This window comes from Dyadobacter tibetensis Y620-1, from assembly GCF_000566685.1.
In the GTDB taxonomy this organism is placed as follows: Bacteria; Bacteroidota; Bacteroidia; order Cytophagales; family Spirosomataceae; genus Dyadobacter; species Dyadobacter tibetensis.
Genome location: NZ_AZQN01000007.1, coordinates 229,783 through 251,038 on the forward strand (window position 1 = coordinate 229,783; position 21,256 = coordinate 251,038).

At 43.4% G+C, this 21,256-nt stretch carries 17 protein-coding genes; 9 read left to right on the top strand and 8 right to left on the bottom strand.

Annotation, left to right across the window (positions count from 1 at the left end; genetic code table 11):
- Window positions 1–92 precede the first annotated feature (92 nt).
- From X939_RS0117620 to X939_RS0117635, 4 genes are all read left to right on the top strand, one after another.
- Window positions 93–527: a restriction endonuclease gene (locus X939_RS0117620; protein WP_131694808.1), complete on the top strand. Its 435-nt coding sequence runs from the start codon at window positions 93–95 to the stop codon at window positions 525–527.
- A gap of 523 nt (window positions 528–1,050) precedes the next feature.
- The gene (locus X939_RS0117625; protein WP_025764607.1) at window positions 1,051–3,609 is read left to right on the top strand and encodes a cation-translocating P-type ATPase; all 2,559 of its coding nucleotides are present in this window, start codon (window positions 1,051–1,053) and stop codon (window positions 3,607–3,609) included.
- 356 nt (window positions 3,610–3,965) lie between these two features.
- Entirely contained in the window at window positions 3,966–5,267 is a 1,302-nt protein-coding gene (gene fucP / locus X939_RS0117630; RefSeq protein WP_025764608.1) for an L-fucose:H+ symporter permease, read from the top strand.
- A 78-nt stretch (window positions 5,268–5,345) separates the two neighbouring features.
- On the top strand, window positions 5,346–6,458 hold the full coding sequence (locus X939_RS0117635; RefSeq protein ID WP_025764609.1) for an endo-1,4-beta-xylanase: 1,113 nt from the start codon (window positions 5,346–5,348) through the stop codon (window positions 6,456–6,458).
- A gap of 20 nt (window positions 6,459–6,478) precedes the next feature.
- On the opposite strand, the gene X939_RS0117640 is transcribed toward X939_RS0117635, so the two are convergent.
- The gene (locus tag X939_RS0117640; RefSeq protein WP_084299544.1) at window positions 6,479–7,183 is read right to left on the bottom strand and encodes a LytR/AlgR family response regulator transcription factor; all 705 of its coding nucleotides are present in this window, start codon (window positions 7,181–7,183) and stop codon (window positions 6,479–6,481) included.
- On the bottom strand, window positions 7,176–8,267 hold the full coding sequence (locus X939_RS0117645) for a sensor histidine kinase (RefSeq protein WP_025764611.1): 1,092 nt from the start codon (window positions 8,265–8,267) through the stop codon (window positions 7,176–7,178). The genes X939_RS0117640 and X939_RS0117645 overlap by 8 nt, the downstream gene beginning before the upstream one ends.
- 235 nt (window positions 8,268–8,502) lie before the next feature.
- On the opposite strand from X939_RS0117645, the gene X939_RS0117650 reads away from it, so the two are divergent.
- The 5 genes from X939_RS0117650 to X939_RS0117670 all read left to right on the top strand — a co-directional run bounded on the left by X939_RS0117650 (window position 8,503) and on the right by X939_RS0117670 (window position 13,698).
- Complete coding sequence (locus tag X939_RS0117650; RefSeq protein WP_025764612.1) at window positions 8,503–9,978, top strand: CotH kinase family protein; 1,476 nt, start codon at window positions 8,503–8,505, stop codon at window positions 9,976–9,978.
- Between the two features lie 133 nt (window positions 9,979–10,111).
- Entirely contained in the window at window positions 10,112–11,578 is a 1,467-nt protein-coding gene (locus X939_RS0117655) for a CotH kinase family protein (protein ID WP_025764613.1), read from the top strand.
- Between the two features lie 5 nt (window positions 11,579–11,583).
- Complete coding sequence (locus tag X939_RS0117660) at window positions 11,584–12,396, top strand: polyphosphate polymerase domain-containing protein (RefSeq protein ID WP_025764614.1); 813 nt, start codon at window positions 11,584–11,586, stop codon at window positions 12,394–12,396.
- Between the two features lie 37 nt (window positions 12,397–12,433).
- Window positions 12,434–13,027, top strand: coding sequence for a DUF4956 domain-containing protein (locus X939_RS0117665; protein WP_229236089.1), 594 nt, complete (start codon window positions 12,434–12,436; stop codon window positions 13,025–13,027).
- The gene (locus X939_RS0117670; protein WP_025764616.1) at window positions 13,024–13,698 is read left to right on the top strand and encodes a DUF2490 domain-containing protein; all 675 of its coding nucleotides are present in this window, start codon (window positions 13,024–13,026) and stop codon (window positions 13,696–13,698) included. Before X939_RS0117665 ends, X939_RS0117670 begins: the two co-directional genes overlap by 4 nt.
- A gap of 160 nt (window positions 13,699–13,858) precedes the next feature.
- Here X939_RS0117670 and X939_RS23695 read toward each other — a convergent pair whose 3' ends face one another.
- From X939_RS23695 to X939_RS0117705, 6 genes are all read right to left on the bottom strand, one after another.
- Complete coding sequence (locus X939_RS23695; protein WP_157493026.1) at window positions 13,859–14,020, bottom strand: hypothetical protein; 162 nt, start codon at window positions 14,018–14,020, stop codon at window positions 13,859–13,861.
- A gap of 80 nt (window positions 14,021–14,100) precedes the next feature.
- Window positions 14,101–14,688: a Crp/Fnr family transcriptional regulator gene (locus X939_RS0117680; RefSeq protein WP_025764618.1), complete on the bottom strand. Its 588-nt coding sequence runs from the start codon at window positions 14,686–14,688 to the stop codon at window positions 14,101–14,103.
- 83 nt (window positions 14,689–14,771) lie between these two features.
- The gene (locus tag X939_RS0117685; RefSeq protein WP_025764619.1) at window positions 14,772–15,557 is read right to left on the bottom strand and encodes an alpha/beta fold hydrolase; all 786 of its coding nucleotides are present in this window, start codon (window positions 15,555–15,557) and stop codon (window positions 14,772–14,774) included.
- A gap of 984 nt (window positions 15,558–16,541) precedes the next feature.
- Entirely contained in the window at window positions 16,542–17,564 is a 1,023-nt protein-coding gene (locus tag X939_RS22610) for a family 43 glycosylhydrolase (protein ID WP_044199952.1), read from the bottom strand.
- Window positions 17,565–17,596: 32 nt separating this feature from the next.
- Window positions 17,597–18,985, bottom strand: coding sequence for a sulfatase family protein (locus X939_RS0117700; RefSeq protein WP_131694809.1), 1,389 nt, complete (start codon window positions 18,983–18,985; stop codon window positions 17,597–17,599).
- Window positions 18,986–19,353: 368 nt separating this feature from the next.
- Window positions 19,354–20,991 (bottom strand): ABC-F family ATP-binding cassette domain-containing protein, encoded by a 1,638-nt coding sequence (locus X939_RS0117705; RefSeq protein WP_025764622.1) that lies wholly within the window; start codon window positions 20,989–20,991, stop codon window positions 19,354–19,356.
- Between the last annotated feature and the right edge of the window lie 265 nt (window positions 20,992–21,256).

Below are 21,256 nucleotides of genomic sequence, written 5' to 3' on the forward strand. Positions count from 1 at the left end.
GCAGTAAGTTATTAAAAACACAAGGCTTTCGCGGGACAATTTGCAGTGTTCCAGAACAAAAATACGCACTTGCAAAAATCAAGTGCGAACAAATGAAAGAAGTTGTTGAAGTCGAACAAGCAATGTGTAATCTAAAATCAAAACTGACTTTTTTAATTCAAAATTTGCAATGGAAAGACTTTGAAACTTTGGTTGACTTGATTTTCAGACAGGCAGGTTGGCAAAGAGTTGGCGATACGGGAAAAACTCAAAAGACGTTAGACCTTGAACTTTTTGCACCCGTGACAGGAGAAAGAGCAATTGTTCAGATTAAAGCTCAATCTGACTTACTACAATTTTTAGGTTATCAAGAACAGTTTGCGACTATGAACGACTATGACAAATTCTTCTATGTTGTTCATTCAGCAAAAAACAACTTGACGACTTATGAAAACGATACAGAAACAAAACTTTATCTCGTTGACAAAGTTGCGGAACTGACAATATCGGCAGGACTTGTGGAATGGGTCATTAAGAAGACTTCATAATGACGAGTGAAAGGAAAACCGCACACAATCAAGTAGACGGCCGCAGCCCATAAAGCCTACGGTGCGCCTCTGGTACGCCAGCCCGGTCACACCACTGTAGGTACGGGACTAGGTATCCCCGTCTGTCCAAATACAGTATCTTAGGCGGTTTCTCGCCCAGTTATCTACGGCTTTGTGTTAACTGCCAATATTTCCTAGTCTGAAGTAATTGACCCAGACTCGTTGTAGTAGTTTTAGCTTGGCGATACGAACATTACCGCCGCCAAGCCTGGTTTTTATCGTTAATTAAAATAAATCCCGAAGGGATGGTATGATTATAGAACCTTCGTGGTTATATACAAACTACCGACGACTTTCAATCGGACGGGACGCCTATCAATCTGACCAAACCCATCTAAGATATAAACAGGATTCACAATGCTGCATTGACACCAGAGCCCGATCATCCTGTCTGGTTACCCCTTCGTTAAGATCTATATTATTATGTTACCATGATGGGTATAATTTTTATCTTTAACAGGATATGGAAAAATGGTTCAACAAGTCGGTAGAAGAAGCCCTAGAGGCCTTGCATAGTCAGGAAAACGGTTTAACATCCGAGGTAATTGCGGGCCTTCAGCAACAGTATGGGAAAAATGAGTTACAGGCGTCGAAGCAAAAATCTAAACTGGCGCTTTTCTTAGGACAGTTTAAGGATGTGATGATCATCATTCTGATCGGCGCCGCCATCATTTCTTTTGCCGTGGGCGAACATACCGATGCGTATGTGATTTTATTCATCATCTTTGGCAATGCTATTCTGGGTTTCGTCCAGGAAAACAAGGCTGAAGAGTCTATCCGGAAGCTACAGCAAATGGGTGCCCAACATGCTTTGGTACTTCGGGATGGCAAACCGCAGAAGATAGAGTCCCAAGAACTGGTACCCGGCGATGTCGTCCTGCTGGAAGCCGGAAACATGGTCCCTGCCGACGGGCGACTAATAGAGATCAGCGCACTGAAAACCGAAGAAGCGGTGTTGACCGGTGAAAGTCATTCCATAGAAAAGCAGACCTCCCCCCTCACAGAGCTGGATCTTCCTCTGGGAGATCAGACCAATATGGTGTTCAAAGGCACTGGCATCTCCAATGGTAGTGCAAAAATGCTCGTCACCAGCACAGGCATGCAAACAGAAATGGGGAACATCGCCAAAATGCTGGAAGGCGAATCTCAGAAGACACCCCTGCAAAAGAGGCTAGCAGTCTTCAGTAAGCAGTTGGTTGTGATTGTCTTGATCATTGGCGTTCTGGTGTTCCTCTATGGCTGGTGGCGGGGCGAACCTCTTCTCAACTTATTTCTGACTGCTCTGTCTCTGACGGTGGCGGCGCTGCCAGAAGCGCTCCCTGCCGTCATCACCATCTCCCTGGCCAACGGTGCGGCTCGGATGGTCCGACAGAATGCACTGGTTAGAAGGCTGCCAGCCGTCGAAACGCTAGGGTCTGTTTCCTATATATGCACCGACAAAACGGGAACATTAACCAAGAACAGCATGACGGTCGAAAAACGGTCTTGCGAGTCCGAACAGGACACGTTGATGCTCCAGGCTTTTATGCTCAACAACGAAGTAAGGGTCGACAAAGACCAATCGCTTCTGGGCGACTCTACCGAGGTGGCTCTGGTACGCTATGCGCTGGAACAGGGCCTAACACAGGAAAAGTCGGAGCAAGAACTTCCGCTGATAGACAAATTACCTTTCGATTCGGAGAGGATGAGAATGAGCACCTTGCATCAAAAAGGAGATCAGTATATATTATTAATCAAAGGAGCCCCGGCCAGGATCGCCGAGGTGCTGCGTACTAATTACCAGGAAAAGAAAGAAGTGTGGCTCGACGAAAACAGAGACTGGGCTGGGCAGGGGCTTAGAGTTTTGTTTCTGGCCTACAAGATCCTCGATGAAAAACCCGCGCAGATCACCGCTGAAATGGAAAAAGATCTGGATTTCCTAGGGATGGTTGGCATGATCGACCCGCCGCGGGAGGAGGTCCAGGAGGCCATTGCCGAATGTAACTCTGCCGGAATAAAAACGGTGATGATCACCGGGGACCAACCCCTTACGGCCTTTGCCATCGCCAAAAGACTGGGCATGTCCATAGAAGATCCTTCGGAGACCCTTACGGGCAAAGAGCTTGCCAAGCTCACCCAGGAAGAACTATCGGACAGGGTATTGCATACGACCGTTTACGCCAGGGTGTCTCCTGAGCAAAAGCTCAACATTGTCAAAACACTTCAAGAGCAAAACCAGGTGGTGTCGATGACGGGCGACGGAGTCAACGACGCCCCTTCGCTAAAGCAAGCTGATATAGGGGTCGCCATGGGCATAACGGGTTCAGACGTGGCCAAGGAATCGGCTGAGATGATCCTACAGGACGACAATTTCGCAACCATCGTCAAGGCCGTCAAAGAAGGGCGTAGGATCTACGATAATATTCGAAAATTCATTCTATACGTACTTTCCTGCAATTTAAGCGAAATCTTGATCATCTTTTTTGCCCCCATTATAGGACTGGCCATACCATTACTGCCTATCCATATCCTGTGGATCAACCTGGTCACAGACGGCCTGCCGGGTATCGCCCTTGCGAATGAACCAGCAGAAAAGAATATCATGAAAAAACCACCAAGGCCCGCCAAAGAGGGACTCTTTGCGGGGAATATGGTATTTAAAATTCTGAGCACCGGCATCATCATGACTGTAGGAGCCTTTATTTTACAGATTATCGCGGCACAGAGAGGGTATGATATGGACACCCAACACAGTATGGTTTTCAGCTATCTCTGTCTGGTGCAGCTAGGCAACGCCCTGTCAGTTCGCAGTGAGAGCGGGAGTATTTTGACTACAAACCCATTCCGTAATCCATTCTTACTCGTCACCATCCTGCTTACCGGAGGTTTGCAATTCCTTTTGATTTACTTTCCGCCCCTTCAGCCCATATTCAAGACCAGTGCCCTAGGACAAGAAGCACTGACCTTAACCCTTGCATTGACGCTGGGAAGTATCGTAGTTGTTGAAATCCTAAAAGGCATCATCAAAGCCGTCAAATCCTAACCAAAGCCCTTATCTGCTTTCGGCTAATATGATTGTCAAATCCGGTTATATAGAAAACAAGTTAACCATTTGTATTTAGTACAGCGGGAGAGGCTAAACGCCACCCCGTGCACGAATGGCCTGGGCCTTATACCAAGACCCATCATTCGCTTTGTAGGCCTAAAGAGCATAGTAGGCGGAGGATCAGTGTGACAAAATAATTAAATAGTATTGCTACAGTAATTCCAATAGTCCGGCTGCTTTTAGCGTGTAATCTTACCGGGCTCCTCGGATATGGAACGTGGGGCTCTTTGGCCATATTCTGATCACTGAGGCATAAATACTATTTTTAACATAAAAAGTCACCGAATAAAAAAATGCAAAATACAGAAAAAGTCCCTGTAGTGCCCAAGGCAGTAATCCTACCCTTTATCATCATCACTTCCTTATTTGCCCTTTGGGGATTTGCCAATGACATCACCAATCCGATGGTCGCAGCCTTTGGCACCGTTATGGAAATTTCAACTGCCAAGGCAGCATTGGTTCAACTGGCCTTCTATGGTGGATATGGAACCATGGCCATTCCTGCGGCCTTATTTATAAGAAAGTACAGCTATAAAAGTAGCATCATTCTAGGATTGACACTCTATGCTATTGGTGCATTATTATTCTATCCTGCTGCACAGTTTGAAGTGTTCGGGTTTTTCTTAGGCTCCCTATATATACTCACGTTTGGATTGGCTTTTTTAGAAACCACGGCCAATCCGTTTATTTTATCCATGGGCGATGAACGAACCGCTACACAACGCCTTAACCTTGCGCAGGCTTTTAATCCTATTGGTTCATTATTAGGCATGTTTGTGGCGTCCAAGTTCATCTTGATCAGCCTAGATTCCGATAAGCGAAATGAAGCAGGAGAATTGATTTTCACTTCTTTATCAGAAGCAGAAAAGGCCATTATCCGTACACATGATCTGGCAGTAATCAGGAATCCCTATGTGATACTTGGTTTTGTGGTCGTTGCAATGCTGGTCATAATTGCACTCGTAAAGATGCCGGAAAGGAAAGTAGACGAGAAGCAATCGAGTGTCCTCTCCTCATTTAGCAATTTGTGGAACAATGGCAAGTACAAAGAGGGAGTCATGGCCCAGCTATTCTATGTGGCAGCGCAAATTATGTGCTGGACCTTTATCATTCAGTACGCAGAAAACCTTGGCATTTCTAAGGCAGAGGCACAGAATTATAACATTATAGCCATGGCTATATTTCTGTCCAGTCGTTTCGTCAGTACCTTTATGATGCGTTATGTAAATGCGCGACAACTACTGATGTTCTTTGCACTGGGCGCCATGTGTACTACGGCCGGGGTCATACTTATTGACGGAATTCTAGGCTTATACATGCTGATTGCCACCTCTGCCTTTATGTCTCTGATGTTCCCGACGATTTATGGCATAGCCCTGCACGGCCTAGCCAGCGACGATACTGCCCTGGGTGCAGCTGGACTCGTAATGGCCATAGTTGGAGGGGCTCTTATGCCCATATTACAGGGACTTATCATCGATATGGAATCGGTAGGGCCATTTTCGGGGGTTAATTTCTCCTTTATTCTTCCATTCCTATGTTTTTGCTATATCGCCCTTTATGGATACAGAGCCTATAAGGTATACCGGTATTAGGGAAGGATAGGTTTTAAATAGTCTCAAGGATGGCTACTAAATATTAATTCCTGAAATATACATTATCCAAAATTCTATATGCAACTTCTGAAATTAGCGTCTGTAACCGCCATTACCCTATATTCGCTGTATGCTTATCCTTGTTTTGGACAAGTTTCAGGGCCCAGTCTTAAAACAGCATTTCAGCAAGACTTCCTAATCGGAACAGCGCTGAACGGAAGACAGATTTCGGAAAGAAACGAAAAAGAAACGCAGCTAATCATTAGGGAATACAATGCGATAACCCCGGAAAACGTAATGAAATCGGGTCCTATACATCCAGAGCCGAATCTGTTCAATTTCGAAGCCTCGGATCGGTACGTTGCTTTCGGGGTCAAGCATGGGATGTATATTGTAGGTCACACCCTGATCTGGCATTCTCAGTTACCTTCGTATGTTCAGCATATAAGAAATGCCGATTCCCTCTCTCATTTTATGAAGGGACATATAGAAACGGTGGCAGGACGATATGCTGGTAAAATTAAAAGCTGGGATGTACTCAACGAAGCGTTGGAAGAAGATGGTAGCCTTCGTAAATCTATCTTCCTCCAACTTTTAGGAGAAGACTATATAGCTAAAGCCTTTGAGTGGGCCGCCCAGGCCGACCCGGGGGCTGAACTATATTATAACGATTATGGAATTGAGCGACCTGAAAAAAGAAAGGGAGCCATTAAACTAATTAAGAGCTTACAAGCTAAGGGTCTGAGAATAGACGGAGTTGGGATTCAGGGACATTGGGGGCTTAATGGCAACAATCTATATGATATCGAAAATTCAATAATAGAATTTTCCAGACTAGGTATAAAAGTAGCTTTTACCGAATTAGATATATCGGTACTTCCCCACCCCAGTGGTGTAACGACCGCAGACATCAGTCAAAACTATGCCCAGGATCCTAAAATGAACCCATACCGGGAGGGACTCCCCCAAGCGATTCAAATGGCACAGGCCAAGCGTTATGAAGATATTTTCAAAATCTTCATAAAACATAAGGAAAAAATAAGCCGGGTTACCTTTTGGGGCGCACATGACGGACAATCCTGGTTAAATGGTTGGCCCATAAAAAACAGAACCAACTACCCCCTACTCCACGACAGAGATCTGATGCCTAAGCCCGCTTATACTAGCATTTTAAATCTCAAAACGAAATAAAACAGCGGGATTTCTTCACTCTAGCATTCATATCTCTCTCTGAAATGATCAGCGAACTTCTCTCCTACAGGAATTTCGGTTGATCCAACGAAGAGTTTTGATCTTAGAGAGGAGGTTATTTTATCCAGAGAAACGATAAAGGAATTATGGACTCTACAGAACCTGGAAGAGGATAATTCGGATTCCATTTTCTTTAAATTCATTCTTGTCAATATGGGCGACGATTGCCCCTTGACATAAATTTTGACGTAGTCCTTCATCCCTTCAATATATAATATCTGATCGTGAGCTATCCTCACCTTCTGATACTGGGTATTGACAGATAAGTAGGAAACGGGTCCGGTTTCTACCTGTAGTCTTTTCAAATTAAACAGGTTTCTTGCTCTTTCCGCCGCTTGCTTAAAACGAGAAAATGGGATAGGTTTGAGTAGATAATCTACCACATCCAGCTCAAAGCCATCCATGGCGTATTGTTCATAAGCGGTGGTGAGGATAATCATGGGATAGGTATCCAGCGATTTTAAAAATTGAATGCCCGTAACGGTGGGCATTTGTATGTCTAAGAAAATCAGGTCTACTTCCCCTTCTTGTATGCTTTCTCTGGCCCCGTCGGGATGGGGGTAGGCGCCGACAAAATCCAGAAAATCAATCCTCTGTATGTCCTCGCTGATCATTTCTAAAGCAAAGGGTTCGTCATCAATTGCAATACATTTAATTTTATCCACGGCGAAATTGAAGGCTTAGTTGTACACTATAAATCCCTTCGACATCTGTTATACGAAGGTCATGACTGCTAGGATAGTAAAGGTGAAGTCTTTTTCTGACATTGGCAATTCCCACACCCGATGCATCGCTATCCACCTTTCTGCTCTGGGCGAAAATATCATTTTCACAACGGAACATAAGCCCAGTATCTGAAACGATAATTTCGATCTGTATTAATGAGGGTTCATGCGCATGTACACCATATTTGAAAGCGTTTTCAACGAAAGGAATAAAGAGAAGGGGTTCAATATTTTGCGAATGATAATTGCCCGAATAACTAAACTGCACCGTGGTATGATTTTGCAGTCTCATCCTTTGCAAGTTGATATACCGTTGCAAATGCTCGATTTCTTTAAGCAACGGTACAAATTCATCGTTGACCTGGTAAATCATATAGCGAAGCAGCTGCGCTAGTTCAATGACGGCTTCTTCCGTTTTATCGGATTTCTTTCTGGCCAGGTACCTTATATTATTGAGCGTATTAAAGAGGAAATGGGGACTGATCTGCAGCTTCAGTACGGACAGTTCAGCTTTTACTTTCTCAAACTCGACTTGTTGTCTTATCTCTTTTTCCCGAAGTCGCTCTCTCAGCAATACCATCATCGAACTAGAGAGTATGGTAACCATAAAGGTAATCAGATTGCCCACGATTTGTGGAGCCCCTCCAAAACGGTCCGCTCCCGGCCGAGGCGGGGGGGGAGGGCCCGAAAAATCGGCAGGCCCCATACGAAAGCGTGGAGGAAGGGTGTTTTGGCCATAATGCATAATGCTCGAATCGAAAATCATAAAGCCTAGCAATAGTCCTGTAAGGATAAAAATAAACTCTCCCACCCTCTTTTGTTCTAACAAGCGCGGTGTCAGAACACGTAGATTAAAGTAAAAAATACCTGCAAGAAGTAAATTGACAGTAATTTTTGCCGCCACTAACTGTCGCTGCTGAGGATATTGAAGGGATTCGTAAATCGAAAAAGGAGACAATAGAAAAGGGGATAAAAGAAAAATCATCACCCCCAATAGCACCGCATAACGTTCCAAATACTTCATAGCTTAAGTTTGGTTTCAGGTCAAAAGTATTTCATTTTTAATGAATCATTGACATGTGTAGATACTCTTTAGGAATGTGTCGACGGATAAGAAATTCTGGTTTTTACCCAAAATTTATACACAAAAGCCATATTTAGCTATTCTTATACACAATGCACCTACCTGTCGACAACTACTCGGATTAGCCAATGATGTCCAATACCTTGGCAACATCATTTAATAACCGCCAACGAGTATGCTCACCAAAACAAATATATTATGTACCCTTTTGATATGCGGAATAGCAACACTGCTTTTTGCTCAATCTGGGTCCTCCACCATTCCCGAACCCAATTACCAACAAGTTTTTCCAAAAGGGGAAATTAATACAATCAAAGTTAAGATATCCCCTGAGGATTGGGAATCAATGCAGGAAGATATGGTTAGTCATTTCGGAGATTTTGGCTCTGGTAATAGGTTCGCCGGAGAGCGTTCAGACTCACCTTCTCAACCCAGAAGCCGCAACTTCCCTCCGCCTCCTCCAATGGGAATGCAGCCAGATTTAACCATCGGGAAACCAAGGGCATCAAAAGACTTTGACCCAGACTATATTGCAGTGGATATAGATTTCAATGGCAAGCTAATGGAAGAGGTAGGTTTTCGCCTCAAAGGGAACTCGAGCCTTTCCAACTCCTGGCTAGCTGGAACTTATAAGTTACCATTTCGACTAAACTTCAAAAAATACGAAAAGCAGTCATTATATGGTTTCCAGGAGCTCTCATTCTCACCAGCCTTCAAGGACCCTTCATTGATTAGAGAGAAAATAGCCTATGACCTTTTCAGGGAGGCTGGTGTGCCCTCGCCTCAGACATCGTTTTGTAAGGTATTTATCGATTTCGGAGAAGGATCGCAGTACTACGGACTATATACCCTAATAGAAGTAGTTGACGATACCATGATCAAATCTCAGTTCGGAACAGACCAAGGTAATATCTATAAACCTGAATCTACCTTCTCCGACTTTGCTCCCAAAGATTTTGAAAAGAAAAACAATAAACAGTCGGCAGACTGGAAGGACGTAGAAACAACGATAGACATACTGAATCATTCAATCAGAAAATCGGATCCTGCATTATGGCGAAAAAAATTGGAATCAGTCTTTAATATGGACGTATTCATGCGTTGGCTGGCGATGAATACCTTACTTTCCTCTTGGGACTCTTATGGGAACGTTCCGCATAATTATTACCTCTATCATGCTCCCGATCAAAAACTTACCTGGATTCCTTGGGATCAGAACGAGGTTATGAATATTAGTAATAAGGAACAGAAAGCAGAAAAAGCCTTATCAGAAGACAATCCAGACCACTCCGTGCGCCCTAACGGACCGCGAACCAGACCTATGCTCTCCCAGGAAGGGATAGACCTTACCCTGAAGACGGTTGGAAAACCGTGGTCGCTTATTACTGCAGTGGCCGAAGATCCAGTTTATTATGCCCTCTATATAAAATATGTCAAGCAATTTTCATCTACCTATTTTTCACCTGAACGAATGGACACCATTATAGATCAACGTTCACAGCTGATCGAGCAGGCTGTAGCCCAGGAACGGAGCCCATTTACCCAGCTAAGCAGCTATCAATCCTTCCTTCAAGAGATAGATGCCTTGAAACTTCATGTGAGGCAGCGGGTTCAGGCAACAGAAATTCTGACTTCCAGCTCGTCGCATTGATCATCCTGAATATATCCCCAAATGACAAATGGTCTACACATTCCGACTAAGTGTAGACACTTTGAATCAAAACGGATCAACTATCCGAATACCTATAAAACAACCATTTTTAACCATTAACGACACCAATCATATGTATAAAGACAACAGCTCAAAGTCACGAAGTCTATGGCTATTGTTTGTAGGGGCCCTATTTTTGAGTTCCTGCAAGGTTTCAGACCCTACCAATGTGGAGACGGACGATCCAATCGAATTAAATGCTGACTGGACCACCGAAAGCCATAGCAACGAGGTGGATCCCGATTACGATCTTATCTTTCCCCAGGAAAGGGTAAATACGCTCGAAATCAGTATGACGGCTGCCGATTGGGCTGCCATTCAGGCCGATATGGTGGCCAAGTCTTACGGCTCCTTTGGGGTTAGCGGCGGGGGTGTCGGTGGCCCGGGAGGGGGTGGTGGAGTCGACGATTTTGGTGACGATCCAGAATATATTGAGACAACTGTTAAGTATAATGGTAAAGCCTGGACGCATGTTGGCTTCCGACTCAAAGGAAATTCCAGTCTTTCCTCCATCTGGAAGGCAGGAATATATAAATTGCCATTCAGACTCCATTTCGATAAGTTCGAAGACGATTACCCCGCCCTGAAGAACCAGCGCATGTACGGTTTTAAAGAATTGTCTATGTCGCCCGGTTTTAGCGACAATTCCCTTTTGAGGGAAAAAGTTGTAGCCGACATTTTCAGATCTGCTGGAGTTCAGGCTGCACGCACGGCTTTTTACAAGGTATATATTGACTTTGGAACTGGCAGCAAGTATTGTGGCGTCTATACCATGGTAGAGGTGATCGACGATACGATGGTAGAGGATCAGTTTGGCGAAGATGATGGAAATATTTATAAACCCGAATCCTATCTAAAGACTTTTACCCAATTGGAATTCGATAAGAAAAACAATGAGGACGAAGCCGATTATAATGATGTAAAATCATTTATTACCGCTCTGAATAGCACGATCAGGACTACCGACGCTGCCCAGTGGAGAACCAATCTGGAAAGCACTTTTGACGTCGATCATTTCTTGAAATATCTGGCGGTAAATAATACCATATCTAGCTGGGATGTGTATGGTTCTAAAGCCCATAACTACTATCTCTACAATTCACCTACCGACCATCTCAAGTGGATACCCTGGGATCATAATATGGCTTTTACTCTTACTACCTCTTCCACAGTTACCGGTCCTGGTGGCAATGGTCCAGGAGGAAATGCTGGTGGTGGTGGAATGACCCCAGTCTCCCTAAGCATGTCAGAGGTTACCTCTACCTGGCCCCTACTACGTTATGTCGCAGATGATCCGATATACTATGCCAAATACAAGGAATATGTGAAAAGCTTCAAAGAAGAAATATTTATTCCTGGTCAGATTAATGCTACCCTGCAGAAATATCATGACCTTATTCAACCCTATGTTACAGGAAGTGAACCGGAACAGACCAAGTACTCTAACCTGACCAATGCAAGTTCTTTCGATACGGAACTTACCAATTTGAAGAATCATGTGATCAGCAGAAATGCGGCGGTAGAAACCTTTTTAAAATAATTGTCATGAAGAATCAGCAAACTTTTCTATCCATAGCCAATCAAATTGAAAGCTTTGATCCTATTTCGCTTGGTGAGATGGAGTCGGTAAAACTTATGAACAGGATGGAGGTTAAATTTACCCTACCGGTAGAGAAGCTTGCTGATATTCTGTATCAGGTTCAAGCCCACTACCGTATATTGGAAATGGGAGAAACACGGATTTTCGATTATGAAACGCTCTATTTCGATTCCGAGGCCATGGACCTGTACCATCAGCACCATGCCGGTCATCTGAATCGTTATAAGATCAGGTATCGGAACTATATTAATACGCAAAGCTCGTTTTTTGAAATAAAACAGAGCAATAACAAGGGCCGGACCCACAAAACCAGAATACCTGATCAATTAAACGATCAGGAAGATTTAGGATCAGCGAGCCGTCAATTCCTCCAAAAAAGTACAGACTATGATCCGAATCTGTTGAAACCTACCCTATGGGTCTATTATTCAAGACTTACCCTAGTCAGTATCCACGCGGTCGAAAGAATTACCATCGACCTTAACCTCCGGTTTCGTGCCGGTAATAGTCACCAGGATTATGGTCAGCTGATCGTCATAGAGGTGAAACAGGAAAAGCAGAACAGCGCTTCCCCTTTCCTTGACCTGATGCAAAAGATGAGATACAAATCGGGAGGCATGAGTAAATATTGCCTGGGTGTGGTCAGTCTTTATGAAAATGTAAAGCGCAACCGATTTAAAGCCAAAGTAAATTATCTAAACAAAATCAACCATTCTTATGTTATCAGTGCAGCTTCCCGAATTCCTCAGTTCATATGATTTTCTGGATAAAATATCCCTAAAATTCATCCTAAGAATGGCTATCAATTTCTTGTCGGTATTCATTCTCATTCGCTTTATATATTATAAAAACTATAAGCGAACCGACCTCTTCATCACCTTCTTTGTTTTTAATATGGTCATTTTCATGATCACTTATTTGCTCAACAAAGTAGAAATGTCCATGGGCGCAGCCTTTGGTCTGTTCGCGGTATTCTCCATGCTACGCTATCGTACCGAAGGCATATCAGCCAAGGACATGACCTATCTGTTTCTGGTAATCGCCATAGGGCTAATCTCTGCCATCAGCAAGGGGGGATGGGATGAATTAAGTTTCTTCTGCCTGATTATACTATTGGTAACCCATCTTCTGGAAGGTGACTGGCTCATGAAAAAGGAACGAGGCAAGAGTATCATATACGAAAACATTCACCTCATCAAGCCGGAGCACCGGCAGGAATTAATCGAAGATTTGCGCTACCGGACTGGCTTGGATGTCCATCGGGTGGAAATAGAAGACATCGACTTTTTGAAAGATGCCACGCGTATGACTATCTTTTTTTATCCCTCCGAACCAGTTGGTGCTCCTTCAACCCCAGATTACTTTCATCATAAAACTAAAATCCTATGAGACCCTATTTCATTTTAGCCATACTGGCATTACCCCTTTCCGCTCATGCCCAGGGGGTCGGTCTATGGACCGGCGCTTCAGTTGAAAAGAAATTGAATAAATCTTTTAGCCTCGACCTGAGTGGTCAGGCCCGCTTCAGCGAGAATGCTAACATCCTAAACGCCTATCTGGGGGAAGCAGGATTGGAGTACAAAATCAACAAATTTCTGGATGCAAGCATCTATTACCGGTATATTGGTAAGAGAAAACTTGATAAAACGGATGCCGATTACTTTTATCGATCTTACCATCGTTTTTACGGAAATGTAAAATTCGACCATGACCTTACCAACTGGTTAAAGTTTGATTATCGTTTCCGGTACCAGCATCAGTTCAAAGATGACGATGCAGGTCTGACGACGACCGGAAGCTATTTCAGGCACAAATTTGAATTTAGTTATCAAAACAAAAGCCGTTTTTCTCCCTATGTCTCTGCCGACGTTTTCTATCTGATCGGTAATGGTTTCGATCAGGTGCGCTATAAGACTGGTGTAGAAATAGACCTGGCAAAAAGAAACAGTCTGGATATTTCTGTATTTCAAGACCGGGCCTTTAAAGGTGGTAGTAGCGAACCAGTGGTAATTAACCTCGGGTATAAACTAAAACTAAAAGGGAATAAGTCAAAAAAATAATGCGTAATAAATAACCCTCTGAACCGTAGGCCGTACTCGTATGGCCTGCGGATATTTTGGTTAGTCTGCGTATAGGGATATAAATGTTACATTTTTCAGGCATGGAATACTTCTGAATTTGTCATTGATATTGGGAAACGACGTAGGTCATACCTTTTCCTTAGTGCTCTATCAGAATATTGCTCGAGGGAGAAATCCCTTCTACGATAACTTTACTAACGACATCGATTGGAAGAAGGACAAGCTCTCCTGCCAACATCCTCTTTTCTATCTCCTCAACGAAGCGATCGTAATGGCAGGAAAACTCCAAAACTTCTGTCATTTTGAGGTGGTCTAGAAAATCGGCACACTTTTTTGCATAAATTTCGCAAAATGGAGAGTCAAAACTAAAATAAGTCTTACCTACTTACTAGCCAAGCGTTTCCGGATCCGGCTCAGGGATGGCGCTTGGATGCCAAGGTAGGAGGCGAGATGGTAAATGGGCACTGCTTTTAAGATGTCCGGATGCTGATTCATCATATCCATATAACGCTGCTCTGCAGATTTAAACAAAAAGCCTTCCGTATTCGCCATAAGCTGATGAAATGCGGTTTCGGCAATATACCTGCCGAATCTTTCCCACTGATGCGATTCCTTATAGAGTAAATTCAAGGAATCGATGTGAATGTAAAGAATCAAGGACCTGCCTAAGGAAGCAGTAAAATAATTACAGGGTTTCTGGCTGAGAAAGCTCGTGTAAGAAGCAACAAACTGACGTTCAGAAAAGAACAGCATATTTTTTTCTTCGCTAGTTTCATCATCGGAACGGTAAATCCGAAAAACGCCATGGATAATGAAGCCAAGATGCTTGCAAACGTTATGGTACTCATTATAAAACTCTCCCTTTTTGTATTCCTTTAGTTTCCAGTAGGGAAGAGATAGATTAAAGGCCTCGGCATCCATGTTTACCGCCAAAGACATTGCGCTTCTTAACTGTTCTATTTCGACCATGTTACTGCAATTGATTTCCACAAATGTACAATAAAACCTGCCTTATCTACAGGCAGGTTTTATTTGGCATTATGATAATTGAATTAATGGACTTCACTGATTAATATCGCCGCAAGCTGATCAGGAATAGTGATAAATGGTGAATGGCTACTTTTCAGCGTATGAACGCTTTCTACATTCGTATTTTTCACCATCGCTTGTTGTGTGGCATAACCTATAGCATGATCATTTAGCGTATGGATGTAAACCTTTTTTATGGAACCAAAGTTCTTTTCTGAAAGTGTCACCGGAGAAGCAAATGGCACCAGCGGGTCGGGTTGTACACCACGGGCAAATCTGTCCTGAATAAGTTTAGGCGCATCAGCCACAAATATATCCACGGCACCCTCCTTTCCAATCCCTGCTGATGCAGCTGACTGATCTATCTCCAGGAATTGCCCTACATGACTAGTTGCATCTGTTTTGGCGATGTCCAGCAGGCTTTGACCGTTGGCAGGTAAATAGGCAGCAAGATATACCAATTTATGAATGCTGCTGGGCATTTCCTCTGCCACTTGACTAATCACGATTCCCGCCATACTGTGTCCAACAAGAATAACATTTTTTGTATCCCCTATTTGATTTTTAACGGCGTCGATATAGGATTGCAGGGTGATGGATGTAAAGGGTGTTGAGTCGTTTCCATGTCCGGGCAGGTTGACTGCCATTACCTTAATTCCCTTGGCTTTTATTAAAGGAATAACTGCATTCCACGCTGAAACGTCTGACCATGCACCATGCACCAAAACAACTGTTGGTTTATTGATGTTCTGAGCCGAAGAAGTAATGGCAAAAAGAGAGGCCGCCAAAGCAATAAATAAAGTTTTCATTCTTTTGTAGTTAATCGTCAATTCGTTTTGACAATACAAACCTACCAAGAGGAACAGCCGGAAATATTAACCTGGGTTACTATCGCATTTTATTTTGACAATACTTTTATACCTTAGACAAGAAGTGGCGCAGACCGGTCGCCGAAGATTTTTGTATCGTTTCCAGCAATTTGTGTCGAGTGAGAGCATCAGAGTACCGTGAAGCCAGTCTCGTACCGTCTTTCAAATCATGAAAGACCAGTCCATAATGCTGTGCTACATGATATCCAGGTCCCAGAACCTTGTCTTGCGGTATTGTGAAATTTTTTACAGGAACGCCAAGAAACTCAAATTGTTCTTGATTCTTCCTTAACCTATTATTGTCCATGGATAGAATACTACCTGTCCCCCATCTGCGGTAGTGTACATAGCTCCTTCAGTTCCAATTATTTTCCGTACCAATTAAGAACCAACGGACTTTCCAGCCCGATAATTGACCGACGCAATGGAACCTTGTTATGTTTTAGTAAAGCCTTTGATTCTTTGACCATTCGGGTTGAAAGAATCTCTAAAGTTTGCTTCACGGTCAGTTATTTCCGGAATGATTCAAATAATTGACATGGCTAGAAAGATCCCTAGCATAATCCTAAAGTGTTATTAGCAGCCGTGAATTTTCAAATGAATCAAGCGAAAACTGTCTTCCCTGCAGGTCCAAAAAGACTGAAACAATACGGGTAGTGGCAGATTTATGACAGTTATTCTTTCATGTGCATGGAGGAGCTGAAAGCCTTTCTGTATCAGCACTAGATCAGCAGTTGAAGGTTAGTAGCGAATGTATCGTATTAATGATGGTAAATTCAAGTTTACCACCATTCATTTAAAAAAGTAATAAAATGGCGGGCCAGCAACGATGTATTCTTTTAAGGGTTCATTATTTTACCATAGAGCAAATTTCCTTTAAAAATCATTCAGTACACGACATCCGTGCCTATGTCTGTCGGCTGATTATTCTATTACAAATCGCAGCAGGTAAACCTGCCCTTTTTGACCCGTCATGGCGATGCCCCAGCCGGGCGTCCTGGTGTTCGGATTTCCATCTTCCAAATCAGGCCTATATAAGCCCGGAGCCTTAGGTATGTCGGTCAAATCTTCACTTTGAACAGAAAAATGGATCCCATCTTGGGCATAATTTATGGTTTTGTTGATAGAGGCTAACGAAGCTACCCCTTCACCCTTTTTCCATATCAACACCTCATGGCTCTTTTTCAAAATTGAACCATCATGTTTCACGAAGGGACCTTCCGGCTTGTCTGCAATGGCAACGTTCATCTCCGTTAGGCCAGGCCCTCTTTCACCATGTACGATAGATCTTCCTTTATAGTACAGCCAAATTTTATTGTCTTTAACTAGTAGACTGGCATCGTCTATTCTATAACTGTCAAAATCTTCCGGCTTCTGACTGATGGACAAAATAGGATTATTCCCCACCCGTTTAAAGGGCCCTTCCGGGCGATCGGCAACGGCAAGGCCTATAGCAGTAATATCGGTGGTATGGTTACCTTCAAATTCACGGTTCGGATTTCCCGGAGTGGGCTTTACGCCCGTATAATACATATAATACTTTCCCTGAAAAGCCAGAATATTGGGGGTAAATACGGAATGGCTGTCAAAATTTCCCGGTTCTCCTACTCCAAGGGCCATGCCTTGCTCTGTCCAACTATGGCCTTCGTCGGTAGAGGTGGCATACCAGATGGTAGCCCAATACCCAGAAGTTACCGGACTATTCATTCTGGAATACCATATATAATAAGTGTCCCCAACTTTAATAATATCGCTGTTGTCACGCCTGTTAAATAAGGAGTCCTTTCCAATACCGGTGATATGGGAATAGGAAAATTTCACCCGGTCATCACTATCTTCCTTCTGCTCATTGCCAGCAAAGAGCCTGGTAGCTCCTGCGATAAAAATACCGCATAATAGCAAAATGCCTGTCATCGAGAAGTAGAGCCTGCTATTTCTTTTATTCATGATTTTACTTTCCATCTATCTCGTTCAATTTTTTATTTATGATTTTCGGGAATAAGCTTATTTGGTGTATGATAAGGCTCCGTTCCAAGTGGGCGGGCATTAACGCCCCGCTTCCCTCCATCACCTATATCTTTTGTAGCCCATTCCAGATCACGCATCAGGGCTTTCATTATTTCCGGATTCTGGACAGCCACGTCTGTGGTCTCCCCTACATCGTTTTCCACATTATACAGCACTGGCATGGTAAACACCACTCTATCCTCTGGCGCAATATGAATAGGCCACTTCGCAAAAGCGATGGACTTTGGATCTTGTCGATGTGGCAGATGCAACTTCCACTTCCCCCTACGCACCGACCTTAACTGATCGTGCTGATAGAAATAAAAGGGGCGGTTGAGCTCCGTTACCTTTCCAGTAAGAATGCCAGAAATATCCAGCCCATCAATTACTCTGTCTTTGGGTACCTCAGCGCCCGCTATTTTGGCCAAGGTTGGAAGCAGATCCATTGTCGTAATTACGAGGTCCGTTGTCCTTCCGGCAGGTACATGGCCCTTTGCCCTAATAATACAGGGTACCCTCGACCCTCCGTCCCATGCCGATGTTTTGGCCCCTCGCAATGGTCCGGAATGGCCCGCCTGGTCTCCCTTTACCCACCAAGGACCATTATCACTGGTAAATATTACATAGGTATTATCATCCAATCCAGATTCTTTTAGTTTAGCCAATATCCGTCCCACATGATAATCGATTTCTTCTAAGACATCCCCATAAAGGCCAGCGGCCGATCTGCCTTTGAATTCCTCTGAAACAGCCAATTTTACATGGGGCATGGAATGTGCCAGATAAAGAAAAAATGCGTGTTGTTTATTATTCTCAATAAAACCTATGGCCTCATCGGTATATCTTCTGGTGAGCGTGGACATGTCTGCATTTAGCTCAACCACTTCCTTATTCCTGAGTAAATTGACTTTTGAATCATTGCTGGTAGGTGTAAAAAATGAATAATCGAAACCTTGGTCAAAGGGTAATAAATCGGGATTAAAGTCGTCCTGACTATGTCCGGCGAGATCCCATTTGCCGATCATTCCGGTTTTATATCCTACCGACCTCAATACTTCTGCTAGGGTCACTTCACTCAAGGCCAGTTTGGGATGAGGCATCTCTCCTGTATCATTCCGGGCAAGGCGCAAGGGATAACAGCCAGTTAGCAGCGCTGCCCTGGATGGACCACAGACCGTTTGGGCATAAAAACTGGTGAATCGCATCCCCTCCGAAGCCATTTTATCTAAATTTGGCGTTTTAATGTCGGGCGATCCGTAACAACCAAGATCCTGATAACCCTGATCATCCGTTAAAATAATGATAAAATTTGGCTTCGGCCCGTCCGTAATGGGGCTGGATCGGGTGTACGAAGTCAACAAGAGAGAACAAATTAGAATAAAGTACCGCACGAGTTTAATCCTATTAAGTTTAGTAACCAGGCATAGGGTTATTCAGGACTTGTACAATATTCAGTAAGAAATAGCCCTTTATGGCAGAGGCAGTAGTATTGCACTCCCTCCTCCCTTTTCGGGAATTTCCTTTGAATTTCAAATTTGTCCTTTCCCATTTATGGAATTATTAGTTACCAATATTTCCCTTATTACTGGTAAGGACATTTGTAAAAGGATCTAATGGTGGGAGATCATAATTTAAAGCAATATTTATCCCAGCTCCGTAAAAATCGAATATAAAAACCGGTAAACCTGACCTTCTGGTCTTTTATTGCGATAAGGCTTATCGGTTCATATTACTTAACCAACTGCAGGTCAGCTATACTTTTTATACGGTTACGTTCCAGGAATGCATCGATGGTTTCAAAATGTTCGATGACACGTTTGTCTTTAAATTCGAAGACTTTTTGAGAAAGCCCTTGTAAAAAATCACGATCATGGGATACCAGCACCAAGGTCCCATCAAAGTTCCTTAGGGCCTCCTTCAATACATCCTTCGACTTTAAATCCAGGTGGTTGGTAGGTTCATCCAGAATCAATAAGTTAACAGGCTCCAGGAGCAACTTCACCATGGCCAGACGTGTTTTTTCTCCCCCTGACAATACACTTACTTTTTTGTCGATGTCTTCCCCCTGGAACATAAAAGCACCCAGGATATTTTTAATTTGGGTTCTAACATCTCCTTCCGCCACCTCGTCTACAGTCTGAAATATCGTCAGATTGGGATCCAATAAGGATGCCTGATTCTGGGCAAAATACCCGACTTTAATATTATGTCCCAGCTGACAGGTGCCCTCCACATCGATCTGGCCCATAATTGCCTTAATCATCGTTGACTTGCCTTCCCCGTTTCGGCCGACAAAAGACACCTTCTCCCCCCTTGATATGGACATGCTTGCATTCTTGAACACAACCTGATCTCCATAAGATTTGGATACATCTTTTACCGTCACCGGATAATCGCCAGAGCGCGGTGAAGGAGGAAAACGAAGTTTTAAGGCCGAATTATCAATTTCATCAATTTCTATAATTTCCAATTTCTCTAGCATGCGTTCCCGGGAAGAGACCTGATTGGTCTTGGAGTAGGTTCCCCGAAAGCGTTCAATGAATTGCATATTATCGGCAATCATCTTCTGTTGCTCCTGGTATGCCTTCACCTGATGTGCTCTTCGTTCCTCCCGCAATTGCAGGTAATGGGAATAATTGGCTTTATAATCATAAATCCTCCCCATGGTTACCTCGATGGTACGGTTGGTAATATTATCGATGAAGGCACGATCGTGAGAAATTACCATAACGGCATTAGCCTTGTTCACCAAAAAGTCTTCCAGCCATATCACCGATTCAATGTCGATGTGGTTGGTAGGCTCATCGAGCAGAATAAGGTCTGGCTTTTGCAATAATATTTTGGCAAGCTCAATCCGCATACGCCAGCCTCCACTGAACTCCTTGGTTTGTCTGTGAAAATCTTCCGGCCTGAATCCTAGTCCTTTCAGGGCTTTTTCTACTTCTGCATCGTAGTTGACCTCTTCCAGCTGATAATATTTTTCACCTATTTCCGTCACCTTTTCGATGATGGACATGTATTCATCGCTGTCGTAGTCGGTACGGGTTTCCAGGGCCAGATTGAGCTTTTCCATTTCGACCCGCATTTCAAAAACCTGTTTGAATGCTTTGGCCGCCTCCTCGAAAACGGTACAGTTGTCTTCGGTAAGCAGATGTTGCGGCAAATAGGCAATTACGGCATCTTTAGGTGCTCGTACATGCCCCCGATTGGCTTTTTGTTCGCCAGCAATAATTTTCATCATTGTAGACTTCCCCGCACCATTTTTACCCATCAGGGCAATTTTATCAGTAGGATTTATAACGAAGGAAACATCGCTAAAAAGGACAGAACCGCTAAACTCAACGGCTAAATTTTCAATTGTAATCATCTTCTCATTTTTTGAATCCCCAAATCTACGATTATAGGATTGAAGAAAACAAAAAATGAAAAATTTTGGCTTACAGCATGCAGAGAATAAGCAAGAACTAGCCCACTTATTATTTCTGCGGGCTAGTCCTCTCACTCAAATTATAAATTAGCAAGTCTTTAATCGTTTCGCCCTGAGATCTAACCATCTCCACAAAAAAGTGTTTAGTTATATTTAATATTGATGTGTCAGACAGTCCGGCAGAACATATAAAAATAGACGTTTT

Excerpts from the sequence above, each read along its gene's own strand:
- X939_RS0117620 (WP_131694808.1), top strand. The coding sequence starts at position 93 with ATGAAAGAAGTTGTTGAAGTCGAACAAGCAATGTGTAATCTAAAATCA.
- X939_RS0117625 (WP_025764607.1), top strand. The coding sequence starts at position 1,051 with ATGGAAAAATGGTTCAACAAGTCGGTAGAAGAAGCCCTAGAGGCCTTG.
- fucP (WP_025764608.1), top strand. The coding sequence starts at position 3,966 with ATGCAAAATACAGAAAAAGTCCCTGTAGTGCCCAAGGCAGTAATCCTA.
- X939_RS0117635 (WP_025764609.1), top strand. The coding sequence starts at position 5,346 with ATGCAACTTCTGAAATTAGCGTCTGTAACCGCCATTACCCTATATTCG.
- X939_RS0117645 (WP_025764611.1), bottom strand. The coding sequence starts at position 8,267 with ATGAAGTATTTGGAACGTTATGCGGTGCTATTGGGGGTGATGATTTTT.
- X939_RS0117650 (WP_025764612.1), top strand. The coding sequence starts at position 8,503 with ATGCTCACCAAAACAAATATATTATGTACCCTTTTGATATGCGGAATA.
- X939_RS0117655 (WP_025764613.1), top strand. The coding sequence starts at position 10,112 with ATGTATAAAGACAACAGCTCAAAGTCACGAAGTCTATGGCTATTGTTT.
- X939_RS0117660 (WP_025764614.1), top strand. The coding sequence starts at position 11,584 with ATGAAGAATCAGCAAACTTTTCTATCCATAGCCAATCAAATTGAAAGC.
- X939_RS0117665 (WP_229236089.1), top strand. The coding sequence starts at position 12,434 with ATGGCTATCAATTTCTTGTCGGTATTCATTCTCATTCGCTTTATATAT.
- X939_RS0117670 (WP_025764616.1), top strand. The coding sequence starts at position 13,024 with ATGAGACCCTATTTCATTTTAGCCATACTGGCATTACCCCTTTCCGCT.
- X939_RS23695 (WP_157493026.1), bottom strand. The coding sequence starts at position 14,020 with ATGACAGAAGTTTTGGAGTTTTCCTGCCATTACGATCGCTTCGTTGAG.
- X939_RS0117680 (WP_025764618.1), bottom strand. The coding sequence starts at position 14,688 with ATGGTCGAAATAGAACAGTTAAGAAGCGCAATGTCTTTGGCGGTAAAC.
- X939_RS0117685 (WP_025764619.1), bottom strand. The coding sequence starts at position 15,557 with ATGAAAACTTTATTTATTGCTTTGGCGGCCTCTCTTTTTGCCATTACT.
- X939_RS22610 (WP_044199952.1), bottom strand. The coding sequence starts at position 17,564 with ATGAATAAAAGAAATAGCAGGCTCTACTTCTCGATGACAGGCATTTTG.
- X939_RS0117705 (WP_025764622.1), bottom strand. The coding sequence starts at position 20,991 with ATGATTACAATTGAAAATTTAGCCGTTGAGTTTAGCGGTTCTGTCCTT.